The organism is Pantoea sp. 18059 (genome assembly GCF_902706165.1).
Classification (GTDB): Bacteria; Pseudomonadota; Gammaproteobacteria; order Enterobacterales; family Enterobacteriaceae; genus Pantoea; species Pantoea agglomerans.
In genome coordinates this window covers 94938-115344 of sequence record NZ_CACSJS010000010.1, presented here as the reverse complement: position 1 = coordinate 115344, position 20407 = coordinate 94938, and the positions used below count along the sequence as shown (strand labels likewise).

Sequence of the window (20407 nt, the reverse complement as noted above, 5' to 3'; positions counted from 1 at the left end):
CTGAAGGGACGTTGAAGACTACGACGTTGATAGGCCGGGTGTGTAAGCGCAGCGATGCGTTGAGCTAACCGGTACTAATGACCCGTGAGGCTTAACCTTACAACGCCAGAGGCGTTTTTGAGAGACAGATTTTCAGCTTGTTAACCGGATACAGTTGTGTCCTGCGGACTGAAGTCCGAAGGATTTTGCGCTGAGGCAAGGCGGCAACCGAGCGATACGAAGGAGCATACTGAAGTATGTGACGGAGTAGCGCGAGGGCGGCCAACGCAGCATCAGCACAAAAGACACAGGACAGAGCACAAAGAATTTGCCTGGCGGCTTTAGCGCGGTGGTCCCACCTGACCCCATGCCGAACTCAGAAGTGAAACGCCGTAGCGCCGATGGTAGTGTGGGGTCTCCCCATGCGAGAGTAGGGAACTGCCAGGCATTAAATAAGTGAAGAAGCCCCGCACGAAAGTGCGGGGCTTTTTTACGTCTGCACTTTGCCACGTTAAGTTGAAAACTTGACCTGTAAGCCTGCTCCGGTAGCCTCCAGGTTCCTCCATTTCCTTTTTGAATTACCAGTAGCCTGATAAACACCGGAAACTATAATGATCATTAGATCAAAATATAAAATAAAGACTAGCAGATACAAAGTTTTTGAAATTTATAGCTTAATAAGTTACCAACTTATTAAGCTAATATGATAATAAACCTGCTAACAGGGCTAACGCATAGCATTTAGAATGAATGGATTTTATTCTATTTACATTTTTTAGTGCTTGATTGAAACTAATTTCGACATTTAATTAAATGTCTCCGATGGATTTCTATTGAGCATTAACTAATTTAAGGAAGATTAAAATGAAAGAACTAACTGTTGCTGAAACAGAATTAGTATCAGGTGCCGCCTCTACTGGGATCTTAGACAGCATCGGTGGTGCAGTTATCGGAATGTTTGCTGGCGGAATGGGCGTTGCATGGGCGGGCTGGAACATCTCTGCTAATACTAATGGCGTAACCAGTGGAATCCTGGCTCCAGCACAGGGTGTTTTAGGCGGCCTGTTTGGTGGCATTTGGGGCGTTGTTTTTGGTCTGGTAGTCGGTGCTGCGGAAGGTACTGCTGATTCAATGGCACGCGCAGATTCAGTCTGGACAAATATTTTGAACGCTGGCTGATAATGCTCTGATCGTCCGGGGCATCACCTGCCATTTTAAATATCAGGCGTGCTGCCCCTTTTTTCTCTATCCCTGTCTGAAGCTATTTTACTGGTAATCAGTCATCCGATGTTGCAATGGCTGAGAATGCTCAGCGACTCTTATTCCACGAATAACTGTAGCCATCGTCATCCAGAGATAAAAAAGCTCTTTTTTTTGCAAAAATAAGGACGTCCCGTTAATTGTTACTATCGGGCTGGATCTTCTGCTACTGGACTTTACATTATGCTGGCTGACGACCATTTCCGTCCGGCATATTGCCGGCAGGATAGTCCCTAAGGTCATCAGGCGTATTCACATTCAGGAATAGCGATTCATCATCATCCAGCAGCACCGCATGTCCACCCTGATCGCGCAGGAACTGCATCAGGCGACGCTCACCAGCCTGCAAGTATTCACCGAGTGGCGTACGGAGATCGCGATGAATAAGCGCCAGAGTAGGATGATCCCGGGTTTGTGAGCGCACCCACACTGCGGGGGCATCGCCTCGTTGTTGCATCAGCCGCTCCACGAAGTTGAGCGGGATAGCGGGGGTGTCGCAGGCGCTGAATACCGCCCATTCCCCTTCAATCTCACGCAACCCACTGTAGATACCGGCCAGCGGACCGGGATAATCATCAAAAACATCCTGAATAACCCGACATCCGCTTAACTGATAGCGATCAATATTACGATTCGCATTAATCATGACAATGTCGACTTGTGGCCTGAGCCGTTCAAGGACATGCTGATAAAGCGGCCTGCCATCCAGCTGTACTAGCCCTTTGTCCTGACCACCCATACGGCGGCCCTGACCACCGGCCAGAATGATGCCGGTTAATATTGTCATGACTGTGCCCTCGCTGATGACGCACTGTGAAAGGAGAAATCTGAATGAAATGCCATCGTTTAAACGAGTTAATCGCGTTGCTGCAACCCGCCTGGCAAAAAGAGCCTGATCTTAATCTGGTCACATTTTTGCAGAAACTGGCTCAGGAATCTGGTTTCCGTGGCCCGTTAAGTGAATTAACCGATGATGTATTAATTTACCATCTCAAGATGCGTGATTCAGCCAGCGATGATGAGATCCCAGGCCTGAAAAAAGACTATGAAGTTGATTTCAAAACAGCACTGCTCCGCGCACGGGGTGTCATTAAACAGGACGAGTAGTGTTATCCTTGGCTGCTATTTGCAAGGGCAACTACAGGTAACATGATGAGCGACGCTGCTTTTAACTTCCAGACATTGAATCCCGACGTGTTGCTTGATGCGCTCTGGGAAACAGGAATTCGCGTCGAATCGGGTCTGACAGCCCTGAACAGCTATGAGAACAGGGTTTATCAATTCAGCGACGACGAAAAACGCCGCTATGTTGCGAAGTTTTATCGCCCACAGCGCTGGCGTGCCGAACAGATTGCTGAAGAACATCAGTACGCACTTGATCTGCTGGCTGACGAAGTGCCCATCGCGGCGCCGCTGCGGTTAAAGGGTGAGACATTGCACAGTCACGCTGGCTTCTTCTTTGCCGTATTCCCCAGCCTGGGCGGACGGCAATATGAGACAGACAACGAAGATCAGATGGAGTGGGTAGGCCGCTTCCTGGGCCGCATTCATCAGACCGGGCGTAAAGCGCTGTTCAGGCATCGGCCTGCCATCGGTCTGGATGAATATCTGCATGAACCCCGGCAGGTGCTGGAGCACTCTCTGTTAGTGCCTGCATCGCTTAAAGTCGCACTGCTACAGGCTATCGATAAGCTGGGAAACACGCTGCAACAACAGTGGCACACCACGTGGCAGCCGCTACGATTACATGGCGACTGCCATCCGGGTAATATCCTGTGGCGTGACGGACCGCTGTTTGTCGATCTGGATGATGCCCGTAATGGCCCGGCCGTGCAGGATCTCTGGATGCTGGTCAGCGGCGATCGTCAGGAACAGCGTATTCAATGGGATATACTGCTGGAGGCGTACAGTGAGTTCAGTGATTTTGATATTAATGAATTGTCACTGATTGAACCTTTACGCGCCATGCGCATGGTTTATTATCTGGCCTGGGTTGTCCGACGCTGGCAGGATCCCGCTTTTCCGCGCGCTTTCCCCTGGATGACAGATGAAGATTTCTGGCGCAGGCAAATTTCACTCTTTACCGAGCAGGAGAAGCTGTTGCAGGAACCTCCTCTGCAGCTGACACCGCAATATTAATGACGTAGTCAGGAGAATTTTTCACGATGAAAAAAATTTGGTTTGCACTGATGGGTTTAGTGCTGGCATTCAGCGCATCTGCTGCCCAGTTCACTGAAGGTAAACAATATGTGAGTCTGCCTAAACCTGTGGCCGGCGAACCTCAGGTGATGGAGTTCTTCTCCTTCTTCTGCCCGCACTGCTATCAGTTTGAACGTATTTATCACGTCAATGACGCGGTGAAAAAGAATCTGCCTGCTGACACTAAGATGGTGAAATACCACGTCGATTTTCTCGGTGGAGAGCTGGGGCCGGTCGTGACCCAGGCCTGGGCTGTCGCGATGGCGCTGGGCGTTGAAGATAAAGTGACAGCACCGATCTTCGATGGCATTCAGAAAACGCAGACCATCACCGATCCTGCCAGTCTGAAAGAGACCTTTGTCAAAGCGGCCGGTATCTCTGCGGCGGACTATGATGCAGCCTGGAACAGCTTCGCCGTAAAAGCGCTGGTTGCGCAGCAGCAAAAAGCCGCTGCTGATGTTGATCTGCGTGGTGTGCCTGCTATTTTCGTGAATGGCAAATACATGGTTAACAACGGCGGTCTTGATACCAGCACTATGGATAATTTCGTCGCAGACTATGCGAACGTGGTTAAATTCCTGGTAAGCCAGAAGTAATCAGCCTCACACCCCCGTTAAACGCCAGCTCTGCTGGCGTTTTTTTTATGCCTTTGAACAACGGGCCAATTTTTGTCCATCTCCAGGGCATAAATTTAATATCCACACAAGGGATCGCGCTATTAAAAATAGCGATCGGGTCACGGAAATTAAATAAGCCAATGAAATTTATGGTTTTTATTCAAGTGTCGATTATTTATTTTCCTGAAAAACAGCGCGTTATAATTTTTACGCACAAAGTTATCCACAGAACGATCGTTGCGATCCTGTCCCCAAAAGCGTGAAAAACTCCAGACGTGGCACGCCTTAGTTCACCATTTCTGCCTGGTTGTGGCATCCTTATAGCCCAACTCATAGCAACGAAGACTACACAGACTTATGGCGCAAATAGCAGAAAATCCCCTGATTCTGGTCGATGGCTCATCCTACCTTTATCGCGCGTATCACGCGTTTCCGCCGCTGACCAATAGTGCAGGTGAACCCACTGGTGCCATGTACGGCGTGCTCAACATGCTGAAAAGCCTGCTGGCGCAATACAATCCGAGTCACGTTGCTGTGGTGTTCGATGCCAAAGGCAAAACCTTCAGGGACGAGCTGTTTGAGCATTACAAATCTCATCGTCCCCCGATGCCTGACGAGCTCCGTGCACAAATTGAACCACTGCATGAGATGGTGCGGGCGATGGGGCTGCCGTTGCTGGCTGTGAGCGGCGTCGAGGCTGATGATGTCATCGGTACGCTGGCGCTGGAAGCGGAGAAAAAGGGTCTCTCAGTGCTGATCAGCACCGGCGACAAAGATATGGCGCAGCTGGTCACGCCCGCCATCACGCTGATTAACACTATGAGCAACACCATTCTGGGACCAGAAGAGGTTGAGCAGAAATATGGTGTTCCACCCGCATTGATCATCGATTTCCTTGCCATGATGGGTGATAGCTCTGATAACATTCCTGGCGTGCCAGGCGTCGGTGAGAAAACGGCACAGGCGTTGCTGCAGGGGCTGGGCAGCATGCAGACGATCTATGACAATCTGGACAAAGTGGCCGATCTCGGCTTTCGTGGTGCCAAAACCATGGCGACCAAACTTGAGCAGAATCGTGATGTGGCGTTTCTCTCTTATCAGCTGGCGACCATTAAGACAGACGTTGAGCTGGCGCTGCCCTGTGAAGAGCTCACAGTCACTGAACCCGATACAGAGGCATTGCAGGCCCTGTTCAGTCGTTACGAGTTCAAACGCTGGCTGAGTGACCTGCAGGACGGTAAATGGCTGCAGGGTAAAAAGAGCACTACGCAGGCGCAAAAAGCGCAGGCCGATGAACCGGCCCCGGTGGTTGAAACCAGCAGCGTGTTACCGACCGAGGGTTATGTCACCATTCTGGATCAGGATCTCTTTGATAGCTGGCTGGAGAAGCTGAAAAACAGCGAAGTCTTTGCGTTTGATCTGGAGACCGACGCGCTGGATACCCTAAGCGCTAATATCGTCGGCATCAGCTTCGCGGTGGCGCCCGGTGAAGCCGCCTATCTGCCGGTTGCCCATGACTATCTTGATGCGCCTGATCAACTGGATCGCGCTACCGTTCTGGCACAGCTCAAGCCCTTGCTGGAAGATGAGAGCGCATGGAAAGTTGGCCAGAACCTGAAATACGATCGCGGCGTGCTGAAAAACTACGACATTGAACTGGCCGGTATCAAATTCGACACCATGCTTGAGTCCTATATCCTCAACAGCGTGGTGGGCAAACATGACATGGATAGCCTGGCCGCTCGCTGGCTTAACCATAAAACCGTGACCTTCCAGGAGATCGCCGGTAAAGGCAAAAATCAGCTGACGTTCAATCAAATCGCGTTAGAGCAGGCATCCCATTACGCTGCCGAAGATGCAGATGTGACCCTGCAGTTGCATCTGAAGATGTGGCCAGAGCTGGAGAAAGAAGCGGGCCCGAAAAAAGTCTTCGAACAGATTGAGATGCCGTTACTGACGGTGATTTCGCGCATAGAGCGCAACGGTGTGTTGATCGATCAGTCTATTCTGGCGCAGCATTCGAAAGAGCTGACGGCCCGACTGGCTGAGCTTGAGTTGAAAGCGCATGAGCTGGCGGGGGAACCCTTCAACCTCTCATCCACCAAGCAGCTTCAGGTGATCCTGTTTGAAAAACAGGGCATCAAGCCCACGAAGAAAACACCAGGCGGCGCGCCTTCAACCAGCGAAGAGGTGTTAGCCGAGCTGGCACTTGATTATCCGTTACCCAAAGTGATTCTGGAGCATCGCGGCTTATCCAAACTTAAGTCTACTTATACGGATAAATTACCGCTGATGATCAATCCGATCAGTGGCAGGGTACATACCTCTTATCATCAGGCCGTCACCGCAACCGGACGCTTATCCTCTGCCGATCCGAATCTGCAAAACATTCCGGTGCGTAATGATGAAGGACGCCGAATCCGTCAGGCATTTGTAGCGGCCAAAGGCCATCGCATTGTGGCGGCAGACTATTCACAAATCGAACTGCGTATCATGGCGCATCTCTCTCAGGACAAAGGATTGCTGGACGCTTTTGCCCAGGGCGAAGATATCCACCGCGCGACGGCATCCGAAGTGTTTGGCGTGGCGCTGGATAAGGTCAGCGGCGAACAGCGTCGCAGCGCCAAAGCGATCAACTTTGGTCTGATTTATGGCATGAGCGCCTTTGGTCTGTCACGTCAGTTGAATATCGGTGCGGGTGAAGCGAAAAAGTATATGGATCTCTACTTTGAACGCTATCCGGGCGTCCTGCGCTATATGGAGAACACACGCCAGCTGGCGGCGAGTAAAGGCTATGTCGAAACGCTGGAAGGCCGTCGGCTGTGGCTGCCCGATATTAAATCCGGTAACGCCATTCGCCGGAAAGCCGCTGAACGTGCCGCGATCAATGCGCCGATGCAGGGAACGGCAGCGGATATCATTAAGCGGGCAATGATTGCCGTGGATAACTGGCTGGAACAGCAAAACGACAATGCCGTCAGAATGATCATGCAGGTTCACGATGAACTGGTGTTCGAAGTCAAAGCCGGGGCGGTTGAAGAGGCGAGCCAGAAAATCCGTGCGCTGATGGAAGGTAGCGTGCAACTCGACGTACCTTTACTGGTTGAAGTCGGTGTGGGTGACAACTGGGATGAAGCCCACTGATTCGATGCGTGTGGTCGGTTCTGAAGAACAGAACCGGCCCTGAATCAGGTATAAGAAAATCGTTTAGTTGACCGGTTTAGCGTGGTTAACGCTGGCACTGAGAGAAAACGCTTTTCTAACTGCTTATGGTCTAAACACTTTTTTCGTCATTAAACTACATCGCAACGCTATTTTTGTGACGTGCATGGTAAAAAAAGTCCTGTTTCATGTAAGTAAGCAACAAAAAAGCCTTTGTCACGCACAGAAAATCAGGTAAAGTTCGTCGCGTAGGGTACAGAGGTAAGATGTTCTATCTTTCAGACCTTTTACTTCACGTAATCGGATTTGGCTGAATTTAGCCGCCCCAGTCATTCTGTGACTGGGGCGTTTTTTATTGGGCTTTTTGTACCGTCAGCATCACCGGCACAAGGTTGCCACTCACTCTTCCGCGTCCTGATCTTCAACCGCAGGTTCAAGCGTATTAAACCAGCTGTCCAGCTTCTGACGAACCTTATCCACGCCGATTTTCTTCAGCGATGAGAAGAGCTCTACCTGCACATCACCAACAAATTCGAGTGCGGCTTCACGCACGACATTGAGCTGCGCTTTACGGGCACCTGAGGCCAGTTTGTCTGCTTTAGTGAGAAGCAACAGCACCGGAATGCCACTTTCCACTGACCACTGAATCATCTGCCGGTCGAGATCTTTCAGCGGATGACGGATATCCATCAGGATAACCAGTCCTTTCAGCGCCTGACGTTTTTGCAGGTATTCACCTAACGCGCGCTGCCACTTCAGCTTCATCTCTTCCGGGACTTCGGCATAACCGTAACCGGGCAGGTCGACCAGACGCTTACCTTCTTTCACTTCAAACAGGTTAATCAGCTGCGTACGTCCCGGCGTTTTACTGGTACGCGCCAGACCCTTCTGATTGGTTAACGTATTCAGCGCACTCGATTTTCCCGCGTTCGAGCGGCCAGCGAAAGCCACCTCAATTCCGGTATCGGCAGGCAGATGGCGGATATCCGGCGCGCTCATGACAAAGTGGGTAACGTGGTAATTCAATTCAGACAAGGTGACACTCCAGAAAACGCATTAAGGCAATGCGGGCGATTATACGCGTTATGACGCGAAAGTGCTCAATCGCATCTCGGTAACAAACTTTGTAAGAGATTTGCCATTCACGGTGCGGGTTATTTCGCTTTTTACTTTAATTACTAAAAATAAAAAAATATGTAATTCAACCAATTATCTTAAAACGTTCTTTTTTTGAACTAACTATTTTTGACACTGACTTGAGGCTTTTACCAGTTGGTCTACATTAGTGTGCAGTGCACGGCAGCACACATCAGGATGATGCGCTCAGGGATACCAGGAGGGTTATGAGCGATGGAATGGAACAGGGTCAGGGATGCGGCCAGACAGGGATAAGGAATAGCTCAGGAGTTGAGCAGGCGCGGGATTAACCGGGATGTTACGAGCCGAAAAGGATTTAAAACATGATTCCTTCTTATGAAGGTATGAAATAAGGCGACAGCTTGAGCTGTCGCCTTTTTTCTTTGTCTACTTTCTGCTAGATTTCGCCGCAATTCTATACTGAATAAAAAAAGCCGGGACCGAATACTATGAAGCAACCTGCACGAGCTGCTAACGGCAAACCTGCCGTCAAAGCCAAACGCAAATCGCGTGACGATATCAACCATGAAGCACGCGATCGCAAACGTGATAAAAAGCATCGCGGACATGCATCTGGCAGCCGTGCTAATCCGGCGGCGTCCGAAAACAATGGCGGACGTCAGGCGGACAGCGTCAAAGATCCGCGCATCGGGAGTAAAAAACCGGTGGCCCTGATCGCTGAAGGAAAAACCGCCGCCGTTAAACCAAAGAAAAGCGCAGAAAAACCGGCAGCAGAGAAGAAAGTGCGTCTGACACCAGAAGAAGAGCTGGCGAAGCTGGAAAATGACGAACGTCTGGATGCGCTGCTGGATCGGCTGGAAAATGGCGAAACGCTGTCGGCTGAAGATCAGGGCTGGCTGGATGCCTCGCTGGATCGTATCGACGAACTGATGGAGCAGTTAGGCATTGTGATGGATGATGCCGAAGATGAGCAGGCTGAAGAAGATATGTACCGTCTGCTGAAAGGCAACTAAGCAAATTTGATCGGCATGCGCTATCCGCATGCCGCGCTTAACAGGTAAACGACAATGTTTTGGCCTGGATCAATTTTCGCGCTGCTGGCGACATGTTATCTGCTGTGGTTATTGTTTAAACTACGACGCCTGTCGCGTCTGAAGCAACGTTTACGTCGGGTCTCATCCCGCTCACCTTTTGTCTCCTCTTCTTCGCGACCTTCTCTCAGACGACGTTCCCGGAAGGAGTGAGCATGCCATCGCAGCAGATTGAGTGGGATCAGGCGTTAATTGAAAAATACAATTATGCCGGCCCGCGTTACACCTCCTATCCCACTGCGCTGGAGTTCAGCGAGCAGTACGCGGAAAACGACTTCCAGCGTGCCGTGGCGCGTTACCCTGATCGTCCGCTGTCGCTCTATGTCCATATTCCCTTCTGCCATCGTCTCTGCTACTTCTGCGGCTGCAATAAGATAGTGACGCGTCAGCGCCACAAAGCGGATCGCTATCTGGATGTGCTTGAGCAGGAGATTATTCAGCGTGCGCCGCTGTTTCGTCAGCGTCAGGTCACGCAGCTTCACTGGGGCGGCGGCACGCCAACCTTCCTCGACAATGCGCAGATTTCCCGGCTGGTGGGTTTACTGAAGCAGCATTTCAGCGTGGCCGATGATGCCGAAATGTCGATTGAAGTGGATCCCCGGGAAATTGCGCTGGATGTGATTGATCACCTGCGATCGCTGGGATTCAACCGGCTGAGCATGGGGGTGCAGGACTTCAACAAATCGGTGCAGGAGCGGGTTAACCGGGTACAGGATGAAGAGGTGATTTTCGGGCTGATGGCGCGTGCCCGTGAACAGGGGTTCAGCTCGACCAGCATTGACCTCATCTATGGTTTACCCCTGCAGACGCCCGCCAGCTTCGCCTGGACGCTGGAGCGGGTACTGGCGCTGAGCCCGGATCGTCTTAGCGTCTTTAACTATGCGCATCTGCCGGCGATGTTCGCGGCACAGCGTAAAATCAAAGAGGGTGAACTGCCATCGGCTCAGCAAAAGCTGGATATTTTACAGCAGACCATCGCAACCCTGACTCAGCAGGGCTACCAGTTCATTGGAATGGATCACTTTGCGAAGCCGCAGGATGAACTGGCTATCGCGCAGCGCAAAGGCCAGCTGCATCGCAATTTCCAGGGATACACGACGCAGGGCGACAGCGATTTGCTGGGGCTTGGCGTCTCTGCCATCAGCATGATTGGCGACAGTTATGCGCAGAACCAGAAAGACCTTAATACCTGGTACAATTGTGTGGAACAGCAGGGAAATGGCCTGTGGCGTGGCATCGCCTTAACCGACGATGATTGCCTGCGTCGGGACGTGATAAAAACGCTGATTTGTAACTTCTCGCTGAATTTTGCCGCGACAGAAGCGCAATGGGGCATTCGCTTCAGCGACTATTTTGCTGAGGACCTGGCGCTGCTGAAGCCGTTGATAGCTGATGGGCTGGTGGAACAAACCGCTACGGGGCTGGAGGTGACGGGAATTGGCCGGTTACTGATCCGCAATATCTGCATGTGCTTTGATCGCTATCTGCGTCAGAAAGCACGTCAGCAGCAGTTCTCCCGCGTTATCTGAAGAAACGGGCTGGCAGACTTCACCACCAGCCCGTACTGAACCGCTTATTCCATGCCCAGCTCTTTGAGCTTGCGCGTCAGCGTGTTTCGTCCCCAGCCCAGCAAACGTGCCGCTTCCTGTTTGTGGCCCTGCGTATGACGCAGCGCAGTGGTGAGCAGCGTGCGCTCCATCTCCGGCTGGGCTTCTGAAAGCAGATTCTGATGACCGGAACGCAGAGCGCGATCGGCCCACTGTGCCAGCAGCGTTGCCCAGCTGTCAGGCAGCGACTGCACCGGATTCTCCGGCGTACTGGATTCAAACAGTTCTCCGGGCAGGTCCTGAATCAGGACTTCCTGACCCGCAGCCATCACGGTCAGCCAGCGACAGGTGTTCTCCAGCTGACGCACATTACCTGACCAGTGCAGTCGGGTTAACGCTGTCTCGGTTTCCGGATGCAGAATCTTCGCTTCCACACCCAGCTCACGCGCCGCTACCTGGAGGAAATAACGCGCCAGACGCGGGATATCCTCACGACGCTCACGCAGCGGTGGCAGATGCACACGAATCACATTCAGGCGGTGAAACAGATCCTCACGGAACTTGCCTTCCTGTACGCGTAATTCCAGATTCTGATGGGTCGCCGCGATAATACGTACATCCACTTTGACCGGCGCATAGCCACCAACGCGATAGAACTGGCCATCGGCCAGCACGCGCAGCAGACGGGTCTGCACATCCAGCGGCATATCACCGATCTCATCCAGAAACAGCGTGCCGCCATCCGCCTGCTCAAAACGGCCCTGACGGATCTGGTTCGCCCCGGTAAAGGCGCCTTTTTCGTGACCAAACAGTTCTGATTCAATTAAATCTTTGGGGATCGCCGCCATGTTGAGCGCGATAAAGGGCGCTTTGGTGCGCGGGCTGTGGCGATGCAGCGCATGGGCCACCAGCTCTTTACCGGTACCGGACTCGCCGTTGATCAGCACACTGATCGACGAGCGCGATAATCGTCCGATGATGCGGAACACATCCTGCATCGCGGGCGCTTCACCGATGATATCGGTGGTGGGTCCGCTGACCGGCTGATTACGTGGCTGCTGCTGCTCCTGATAGTGGCTGATAGCACGCTCGACCAGCGCAACCGCTTCATCGATATCGAACGGCTTAGGCAGGTAATCAAAGGCACCCTGCTGATAGGCGCTGACGGCAGCGTCCAGATCTGAATGCGCCGTCATTATGATGACCGGAAGCATCGGATGACGCTGTTTAATCTGTTTCAGCAGCGCCAGGCCATCCATACCGGGCATGCGAATGTCTGACAGTAAAACGTCCGGGGTCTTGGTTGAGAGGGCATCCAGCACCTCGCTTGCGCTGTCAAAAGTCGCACAGCTCAAACCGGCTCCAGTGAGCGCGCGTTCAAGCACCCAGCGGATGGAGCTATCGTCATCGACGATCCAGACTATCCCTCGTTGCATAGAAACCTCACTGGCGAATAGGCAGGTAAACCGAGAATTCGGTGTGTCCCGGCCAACTGTTAAATTCTATTTTTCCTGAATGTTGATCAATCAGGCTACGGGCGATGGAGAGGCCTAAACCGGTACCGCCTTCGCGTCCGCTGACCATCGGATAAAACAGCGTATCCTGCAGCTGGGCCGGAATGCCGGGGCCATCATCTTCAATATCAATACGTGCCACCAGCCGATAACGCGTGCCGTGCAGCGTCAGCTGGAAAGCCGTGCGGGTGCGGATAATAATGGTGCCGCCATCGTCGCCCAGCGCCTGAAGCGCATTGCGCACCACGTTAAGCAGCACCTGTTCAATCTGATCGGGATCGTGCGGCAGTTCCGGCAGGCTGGGATCATAATCCCGTACCAGCGAAACATTCTCCGGCAGCTCCATTGACACCAGATTGACCACCCGTTCGGCCACCTGATGAATGCTCTGCGTGATGTGCATGCCCGGCTGCTGCGGCCCCAGCAGACGATCAACCAGATTCCGCAACCGGTCGGCCTGTTCAATAATCACTTTGGTATATTCATTCAGCGAGGGATCGGGCAGGGCGCGGGATAAAAGCTGTGCCGCGCCGCGCAATCCTCCCAGCGGATTTTTAATCTCATGGGCCAGGCCGCGAACCAGATCGCGAGCGGCCACCTGCTGGGCGTGCTGTAACTGCTCCTGACTGAGACGACGCTGATTATCCATCGGCGCCATTTCCATCAGGATTAAGCCATCGGGTAACCGCTGGGCGGTCAGCGACATAATGTGCGCGCGACCATCTACCACCAGCGTGACCTCACTGTCAGTAAATCCCTGGCCAGCCTCAAGACTCTCGCGCATCACCTCGATATTCAGCGAAAAGTAGCCGGTTAACTCCGGTAACGGCGTGCCGAACAATTTGCGTGAGCTTTGCGCCAGTAATTGCTGCGCCGCCGGGTTGGCGTAATGAATAACCAGATCGTTATCCACCAACAAAATACTGTTGATTAACGCGTTGAGAATCTGCCCTGCATCGGGCAGAGAGCCAGTTGCCATACAACGTTCCTCTGCACTAAAGAGGTGCATTTTAGTCTTTAAGCCGAAAAGAGGGCGAATGAACGGTGAATTCGCGGAGAAAAAAGCCCATCCGAAGATGGGCTAAAAGTTTCCACGGCAACAAAAAACGTCTGACCAGTTAAACGCTGTAGTAGAGCTCGAACTCAACCGGGTGTGGCGTCATGCGAACGCGATCCATCTCTGCTTTACGCAGTTCGATGTAAGCATCGATCGATTCGTCAGTGAATACTCCGCCGCGGGTCAGGAACTCGCGGTCTTCGTTCAGTGCATTCAGCGCTTCTTCCAGAGAGCCTGCAACTTTTGGAATCTCAGCTTCTTCTTCCGGTGGCAGGTCATACAGGTTTTTGTCCATCGCATCGCCAGGATGGATTTTGTTGATGATGCCATCCAGGCCAGCCATCAGCAGTGCGGTGAACGCCAGGTATGGGTTAGCCGCTGGATCCGGGAAGCGCGCTTCGATACGACGCGCTTTCGGGCTGGCAACAACCGGAATACGGATTGAGGCTGAACGGTTACGGGCAGAGTAAGCCAGCATAACCGGTGCTTCGTAACCCGGGACCAGACGCTTGTAAGAGTTGGTGGTCGGGTTCGCCAGGGCGTTGATCGCTTTAGCGTGCTTGATGATACCGCCGATGTAGAACAGCGCCATTTCAGACAGGCCGCCGTACTTATCGCCGGCAAACAGGTTCTGGCCACCTTTGGAGAGTGACATATGGCAGTGCATGCCTGAACCGTTGTCGCCAAACATAGGCTTCGGCATAAAGGTCGCGGTTTTGCCGTAAGCGTGCGCAACGTTGTGAACCACATATTTGTAGATCTGAATTTCGTCCGCTTTTTTGGTCATGGTATTGAAGCGGGTTGCCACTTCGTTCTGACCCGCGGTCGCCACTTCGTGGTGATGCGCTTCAACAACCAGGCCCATCTGCTCCATGGTCAGACACATGGCAGAACGAATGTCCTGTGATGAGTCAACTGGTGGAACCGGGAAGTAGCCGCCTTTCAGACCTGGACGGTGACCTTTGTTACCGCCTACGTACTCTTTACCGGTGTTCCATGCCGCTTCTATATCGTCGATAGCAACGTGTGAACCGGACGTCGATGAGCCGAAACGGATGTCATCGAACAGGAAGAATTCTGGTTCTGGTCCAAACAGTACGGTATCAGCGATGCCGGAAGAGCGCAGGAAATCTTCAGCGCGCTTAGCGATAGAGCGTGGATCGCGGTCGTAGCCCTGCATGGTGCCTGGCTCGAGGATGTCACAACGGATGATCAGCGTAGAATCTTCGAAGAAAGGATCCATGACCGCCGTGGTGGCGTCAGGCATCAGCACCATGTCTGATTCGTTAATGCCTTTCCAGCCGCCGATAGACGAACCATCGAACATTTTGCCTTCTTCGAAGAAGTCAGCGTTAACCTGGTGAGCAGGGATCGTAACGTGCTGTTCTTTACCTTTGGTATCGGTAAAACGCAGGTCAACAAACTTAACTTCATGCTCGTTCATCATCGAGAGAACGTGTTCAGCGGACATACTCAACTCTCCTGGAAATGGTCTTTCATTATCTACATGGCGAGGAAACGTCGTTTCCGGAATACGTTGCGGGAAAACAACTCCCTGACCAACCTCTTCCGGCACGCTCTTCAACCGACATCTGTCTGGCGTTTACGCTTGATTTAGATAAAGCGAATTCTGTGCCAACTTTTTTGATGATGCTTAAATCGCCTTGTGGTGCACCTTTTTGTCATAAAGCGGCTGCACCACGATCGTTTTATTGCACCATTGTGGTGCTTAGCGGTCATCTGGTGGCACTATTTTGGTGCATCAGACCAACTTAGTGCATTTTCTGCACCGGTAACAGGGCAAATTGGCCTCCATGCAATAAACTTTCAGTGAAAAGTGTGATCGTGTTCAGTCTTCCGCTTAATCAGTGTACAATAACGCGCTATTTCTAATGCCTGAGGCAAAGCTGTGATCGAAAATTTGCGTAACATCGCCATCATCGCGCACGTTGACCATGGAAAGACCACCCTGGTTGACAAACTGCTGCAACAATCCGGTACTTTTGATGCCCGTACCGAAGCAACAGAGCGCGTGATGGACTCCAATGATTTGGAGAAAGAGCGTGGGATTACCATCCTCGCAAAAAACACCGCCATTAAGTGGAATGACTACCGTATCAACATCGTTGATACCCCGGGACACGCCGACTTCGGTGGTGAAGTTGAGCGCGTCATGTCCATGGTGGACTCGGTGCTGCTGGTTGTAGATGCGATGGATGGCCCTATGCCGCAAACCCGCTTCGTGACCAAAAAAGCGTTCGCGCATGGTCTGAAGCCGATTGTGGTTATCAACAAAGTAGACCGCCCTGGTGCGCGTCCGGATTGGGTTGTTGATCAGGTCTTTGACCTGTTCGTTAACCTGGATGCTACTGATGAGCAGCTCGACTTCCCTATCATTTTCGCCTCTGCGCTGAATGGTATTGCTGGTCTTGAGCACACCGACATGGCTGACGATATGACCCCGCTGTATCAGGCGATCGTCGACCACGTTGCACCTCCGCAGGTTGAGGCTGACGCCCCACTGCAGATGCAAATCTCTCAGCTGGACTACAACAACTACCTGGGCGTGATCGGCATCGGCCGTATCAAGCGCGGTAAAGTTAAGCCTAACCAGCAAGTCACTATCATCGATAGCGAAGGCAAAACCCGTAACGGTAAAGTCGGTAAAGTCCTGACTCACCTGGGTCTTGAGCGTATCGACAGCGACCTGGCAGAAGCGGGCGATATCATTGCTATCACCGGTCTGGGCGAGCTGAACATCTCTGACACCATCTGTGATCCACAGAACGTGCAGGCGCTGCCAGCACTGAGTGTCGATGAGCCAACAGTTACCATGTTCTTTAACGTCAACACCTCACCGTTCTGCGGTAAAGAAGGTAAGTACGTGACTTCACGTCAGATCCTTGAGCGTCTGAACAAAGAACTGGTTCACAACGTGGCACTGCGCGTTGAAGAAACTGAAGATGCTGACGCGTTCCGCGTATCAGGTCGTGGTGAGCTTCACCTGTCAGTTCTGATCGAAAACATGCGTCGTGAAGGTTTCGAACTGGCAGTATCCCGTCCGAAAGTTATCTTCCGCGAAATCGATGGCCGTAAACAGGAGCCATTCGAGAACGTTACGCTGGATATCGAAGAGAACAACCAGGGTTCAGTCATGCAAGCCATGGGTGAGCGTAAGGGCGATCTGAAAAACATGGATCCGGATGGCAAAGGCCGCGTACGTCTCGACTACGTGATCCCAAGCCGTGGCCTGATCGGCTTCCGTAACGAATTCATGACCATGACTTCCGGTACCGGTCTGCTCTACTCTACCTTCAGCCACTACGATGACATTCGTGCGGGCGAAGTGGGCCAGCGTCAGAACGGCGTACTGATCTCCAACGGTCAGGGTAAAGCAGTTGCGTTTGCACTGTTCAGCCTGCAGGACCGCGGTAAGCTGTTCCTGGGTCACGGTGCAGAAGTCTATGAAGGCCAGATCATCGGTATTCACAGCCGTTCTAACGACCTGACAGTTAACTGCCTGACCGGTAAGAAACTGACCAACATGCGTGCTTCAGGTACTGATGAAGCCACGACGCTGGTTCCGCCAATCAAGATGACCCTTGAGCAGGCGATCGAGTTCATCGATGATGACGAACTGGTAGAAGTTACACCACAGTCAGTGCGTATCCGTAAACGTCACCTGACTGAAAATGACCGTAAACGTGCATCACGTGGTCCTAAAGACGCATAATTGCGCCTTTAACTGATAAAGAGCCCCGCCTGCGGGGCTTTTTTTTTGCCTGAAATTCCTGCCTCTTCAGCCGGGCCAGCGATTATTTGTGGGATATGTCGCGCTTTTTACCTGCCCGCTGCCGTTTACGCTTTTCTCTCCGCGAGTGCCTGTTCAGCCTGCCCTTTTGCCGCTAGAGTGAATACTCCAGGGAACAGAAGGAGACACACCATGCTGTATATCTTTGATTTGGGCAATGTGATTATCGATATCGACTTTAACCGCGTGCTGGGTGTCTGGAGTGACCTTAGTCGTGTGCCGCTGGCCTCGCTGCAAAGCCATTTCCAGATGGATGAGGCGTTTGAACAACACGAACGTGGCGAGATCAGCGATGAAGATTTCGCGCTGGCGCTGTGTGAAAAGCTGGAAATCGCGCTGAGCTATGAACAGTTTGCCGCTGGCTGGCAGGCGGTATTCGTTGACGTGCGTCCGGAAATCCTGCCGCTGATGAACCGGCTGCGGCTGGAGGGCCATCGGGTGGTGATCCTCTCTAACACCAACAAACTGCATTGCGAATTCTGGCCAACACAGTATCCGGACGTGCAGCAGGCAGCCGACAAGCTCTACCTCTCCCAGGAGCTGGGCATGCGTAAACCGGAAGCCCGGATTTATCAGCATGTGCTGGACGCAGAAGGTGTGGCTGCCGATCAGGCGGTATTTTTTGACGATAATCCACAAAACATTGAGGCGGCCCGCGCCCTGGGTATTGAAAGTGTACTGGTTACTGACAGTAAAACGGTACCCAACTGGTTTGCAGGTCAACAGTAATTCATGATGTCACGTAAATTTCGTCCCGGGCTGCATGCGTTCTGGTTGTGGCTCAAACTGTTGTGGAAACGCATTGATGAGGATGGCATGACGACCCAGGCCGGTAATCTGGCTTATGTCTCATTGCTGGCGCTGGTGCCGCTGATTGCGGTGGTGTTTGCCCTGTTTGCGGCGTTTCCGGTCTTTTCAGATATCAGCGTGCAGTTAAAGCACTTTGTCTTTACCAATCTGATGCCGGCTGCAGGTAACACGCTGCAACGCTATCTTGAGCAGTTTGTGGCTAACGTAAACCGGATGACGGCGGTCGGAGCGGTCGGCCTGATCGTTACCGCCTTACTGCTGATGCATTCCGTCGATACCGCGTTAAACACCATCTGGCGCAGCAACAAGAAGCGGCCGATGGTCTATTCCTTTGCGGTCTACTGGATGATCCTGACACTAGGCCCGTTACTGGCCGGTGCCAGTCTGGCAATCAGCTCTTATCTGCTGTCGCTGCGCTGGATTAACGCGACAGGCGTCACCAGCCTGGTCGATCAGATGCTGCGAATTTTCCCGCTCCTGCTGTCGTGGCTCGCCTTCTGGTTGCTCTACAGCATCGTTCCTACCCAGCGAGTGCCGCCGCGCGATGCGCTGATTGGCGCGCTGGTTGCCGGTGCGCTGTTTGAGCTGGGCAAAAAGGGCTTTGCGCTCTATGTTACTATGTTTCCCTCTTATCAGCTGATCTACGGCGTACTGGCCGTGATCCCCATTCTGTTTCTCTGGGTCTACTGGACCTGGTGTATTGTGTTGTTAGGCGCTGAAATCACCGTTGCGTTAGCCGACTATCGGCAGTTAAAGCAGCAACACAAAGAGGAGCAACGCGAGGAAACATGATTGCATTGATTCAACGCGTACAGCGCGCCAGCGTCAGCGTCAATCAGGAAGTGGTCGGTGAAATCGATGCCGGTTTACTGGTTTTGCTGGGCGTGGAAAAGGGCGATGACAACGCGCGTGCGGAACGTCTCGCAGAACGCGTATTGGGCTATCGCATCTTTAGTGATGAGCAGGGCAAAATGAACCTGAGTGTTCGCCAGGCGGGCGGAAGCGTGCTGGTGGTGTCACAGTTTACGCTGGCCGCAGATACCCAAAAAGGGATGCGTCCCTCCTTTTCGGGTGGCGCCGAGCCCGCTGAAGCCGAGCGGCTGTATGAATATTTCAGCGACTGCTGTCGCAAGCAGGGCATCACCACGGCTAATGGCCGTTTTGCTGCGGATATGCAGGTCTCGCTGGTGAATGATGGTCCTGTGACGTTCTGGTTACAGGTGTGAGAACTTCAGCTGAGCGGCAGGGAACTGGCCACACATCCGAGCGGGAGAAACATTACATGTATCACCTTCGCGTGCCACAGACGGCGGAAGAGCTGGATATCTATTATCAGTTCCGCTGGGAGATGTTGCGTAAACCTCTGCGTCAGCCGCAGGGGTCGGAACGTGACGCCTGGGATGCGCTGGCGCATCATCAGATGGTGGTTGATGAGCAGGGAAATCCGGTCGCCATCGGGCGTCTCTATATTAATGCCGACAATGAGGCCGCTATCCGCTTCATGGCCGTTCATCCCTCGGTTCAGGGCAAGGGACTGGGTACTCTGGTGGCGATGACGCTGGAATCCGTGGCGCGTCAGGAAGGGGCTAAGCGGGTCACCTGCAGCGCCCGCGAAGATGCTGTCGCTTTCTTCGCTAAACTCGGCTACATCAATCAGGGCGAGATTACCGCGCCGCAGACGACGCCGGTTCGTCACTTTCTGATGATCAAACCGGTCGTCACGCTTGACGATATCCTGCATCGCGCCGACTGGTGCGGTCAGCTGCAACAGGCCTGGTATGATCATATCCCGCTCAGCGAAAAGATGGGCGTCCGTATTCTGCAGTTTACCGGGCAAAAATTTATCACCACCATGCCGGAAGCGGGCAACCAGAATCCACACCAGACGCTGTTCGCTGGCAGCCTGTTTTCGCTGGCAACGCTGACCGGCTGGGGGTTGATCTGGTTGCTGCTGCGCGAGCGTCATCTGGGTGGCACCATTATTCTGGCGGATGCGCACATTCGCTATAGCCACCCCATCAGCGGACGGCCTGGCGCGATTGCCGATCTGGGCTCATTAAGCGGCGATCTCGACCGCCTGGCGCGCGGACGTAAAGCGCGTGTGCAGCTCGAAGTTGAGCTGTTTGGCAATGATGAGTGTGGCGCTGTGTTTGAAGGGGTCTATATCGTCCTGCCCGCCGATCCTGATGGGCCGCTGGAAGAGGGGGGGTCCGGCGCGCGTATCAACTAATCATCAGGGCCGCTTCAGCGGCCCTGATCTGT

The 20407-nt window shown here is 52.9% G+C and carries 17 protein-coding genes and 2 rRNA genes; 14 read left to right on the top strand and 5 right to left on the bottom strand.

Going from position 1 to position 20407, the window contains the following annotated elements:
• The 3 genes from GVJ63_RS20650 to GVJ63_RS20640 all read left to right on the top strand — a co-directional run.
• Positions 1–99, top strand: a 23S ribosomal RNA gene (locus GVJ63_RS20650); the annotation flags it as partial.
• A 211-nt stretch (positions 100–310) separates the two neighbouring features.
• A 5S ribosomal RNA gene (gene rrf / locus GVJ63_RS20645) occupies positions 311–426 on the top strand.
• 417 nt (positions 427–843) lie between these two features.
• Positions 844–1158 (top strand): hypothetical protein, encoded by a 315-nt coding sequence (locus tag GVJ63_RS20640; RefSeq protein WP_010672113.1) that lies wholly within the window; start codon positions 844–846, stop codon positions 1156–1158.
• A gap of 262 nt (positions 1159–1420) precedes the next feature.
• Here the strand turns inward: GVJ63_RS20640 and mobA are convergent, their stop codons facing one another.
• Positions 1421–2026: a molybdenum cofactor guanylyltransferase MobA gene (mobA, locus tag GVJ63_RS20635; protein WP_010258463.1), complete on the bottom strand. Its 606-nt coding sequence runs from the start codon at positions 2024–2026 to the stop codon at positions 1421–1423.
• A 44-nt stretch (positions 2027–2070) separates the two neighbouring features.
• On the opposite strand from mobA, the gene GVJ63_RS20630 reads away from it, so the two are divergent.
• From GVJ63_RS20630 to polA, 4 genes are all read left to right on the top strand, one after another.
• On the top strand, positions 2071–2346 hold the full coding sequence (locus GVJ63_RS20630) for a YihD family protein (RefSeq protein WP_003850728.1): 276 nt from the start codon (positions 2071–2073) through the stop codon (positions 2344–2346).
• Between the two features lie 45 nt (positions 2347–2391).
• A complete protein-coding gene (locus GVJ63_RS20625; RefSeq protein WP_159227312.1) occupies positions 2392–3378 on the top strand; it encodes a serine/threonine protein kinase in 987 nt (328 codons plus the stop codon).
• Positions 3379–3404: 26 nt separating this feature from the next.
• Positions 3405–4034 carry a thiol:disulfide interchange protein DsbA gene (dsbA, locus tag GVJ63_RS20620; RefSeq protein ID WP_159227311.1) on the top strand — a complete coding sequence of 210 codons (630 nt, stop codon included), beginning with the start codon at positions 3405–3407 and terminating at the stop codon, positions 4032–4034.
• Positions 4035–4412: 378 nt separating this feature from the next.
• Positions 4413–7199, top strand: coding sequence for a DNA polymerase I (gene polA / locus GVJ63_RS20615; RefSeq protein WP_159227310.1), 2787 nt, complete (start codon positions 4413–4415; stop codon positions 7197–7199).
• Between the two features lie 417 nt (positions 7200–7616).
• Here the strand turns inward: polA and yihA are convergent, their stop codons facing one another.
• Positions 7617–8252: a ribosome biogenesis GTP-binding protein YihA/YsxC gene (yihA, locus tag GVJ63_RS20610; RefSeq protein ID WP_010258448.1), complete on the bottom strand. Its 636-nt coding sequence runs from the start codon at positions 8250–8252 to the stop codon at positions 7617–7619.
• A gap of 551 nt (positions 8253–8803) precedes the next feature.
• Here yihA and yihI point away from each other — a divergent pair.
• Both yihI and hemN read left to right on the top strand, forming a co-directional pair.
• Positions 8804–9328, top strand: coding sequence for a Der GTPase-activating protein YihI (gene yihI, locus GVJ63_RS20605; RefSeq protein WP_010258445.1), 525 nt, complete (start codon positions 8804–8806; stop codon positions 9326–9328).
• Between the two features lie 233 nt (positions 9329–9561).
• The gene (gene hemN / locus GVJ63_RS20600; RefSeq protein WP_052271766.1) at positions 9562–10935 is read left to right on the top strand and encodes an oxygen-independent coproporphyrinogen III oxidase; all 1374 of its coding nucleotides are present in this window, start codon (positions 9562–9564) and stop codon (positions 10933–10935) included.
• 44 nt (positions 10936–10979) lie between these two features.
• Here the strand turns inward: hemN and glnG are convergent, their stop codons facing one another.
• The 3 genes from glnG to glnA all read right to left on the bottom strand — a co-directional run bounded on the left by glnG (position 10980) and on the right by glnA (position 14995).
• Positions 10980–12389 (bottom strand): nitrogen regulation protein NR(I), encoded by a 1410-nt coding sequence (gene glnG / locus GVJ63_RS20595; protein WP_010258440.1) that lies wholly within the window; start codon positions 12387–12389, stop codon positions 10980–10982.
• Positions 12390–12396: 7 nt separating this feature from the next.
• Complete coding sequence (gene glnL, locus GVJ63_RS20590; RefSeq protein WP_008926971.1) at positions 12397–13446, bottom strand: nitrogen regulation protein NR(II); 1050 nt, start codon at positions 13444–13446, stop codon at positions 12397–12399.
• A 139-nt stretch (positions 13447–13585) separates the two neighbouring features.
• A complete protein-coding gene (gene glnA, locus GVJ63_RS20585) occupies positions 13586–14995 on the bottom strand; it encodes a glutamate--ammonia ligase (RefSeq protein ID WP_159227309.1) in 1410 nt (469 codons plus the stop codon).
• Positions 14996–15433: 438 nt separating this feature from the next.
• On the opposite strand from glnA, the gene typA reads away from it, so the two are divergent.
• From typA to fabY, 5 genes are all read left to right on the top strand, one after another.
• Positions 15434–17257 (top strand): ribosome-dependent GTPase TypA, encoded by a 1824-nt coding sequence (typA, locus tag GVJ63_RS20580; protein ID WP_010258429.1) that lies wholly within the window; start codon positions 15434–15436, stop codon positions 17255–17257.
• A gap of 210 nt (positions 17258–17467) precedes the next feature.
• Entirely contained in the window at positions 17468–18064 is a 597-nt protein-coding gene (gene yihX / locus GVJ63_RS20575; protein WP_159227308.1) for a glucose-1-phosphatase, read from the top strand.
• Positions 18065–18067: 3 nt separating this feature from the next.
• A complete protein-coding gene (locus GVJ63_RS20570; RefSeq protein ID WP_010672108.1) occupies positions 18068–18937 on the top strand; it encodes a virulence factor BrkB family protein in 870 nt (289 codons plus the stop codon).
• Entirely contained in the window at positions 18934–19371 is a 438-nt protein-coding gene (gene dtd / locus GVJ63_RS20565; RefSeq protein WP_022624890.1) for a D-aminoacyl-tRNA deacylase, read from the top strand. Before GVJ63_RS20570 ends, dtd begins: the two co-directional genes overlap by 4 nt.
• Positions 19372–19427: 56 nt before the next feature.
• Positions 19428–20375 (top strand): fatty acid biosynthesis protein FabY, encoded by a 948-nt coding sequence (gene fabY, locus GVJ63_RS20560; RefSeq protein ID WP_010258423.1) that lies wholly within the window; start codon positions 19428–19430, stop codon positions 20373–20375.
• Positions 20376–20407 lie beyond the last annotated feature (32 nt).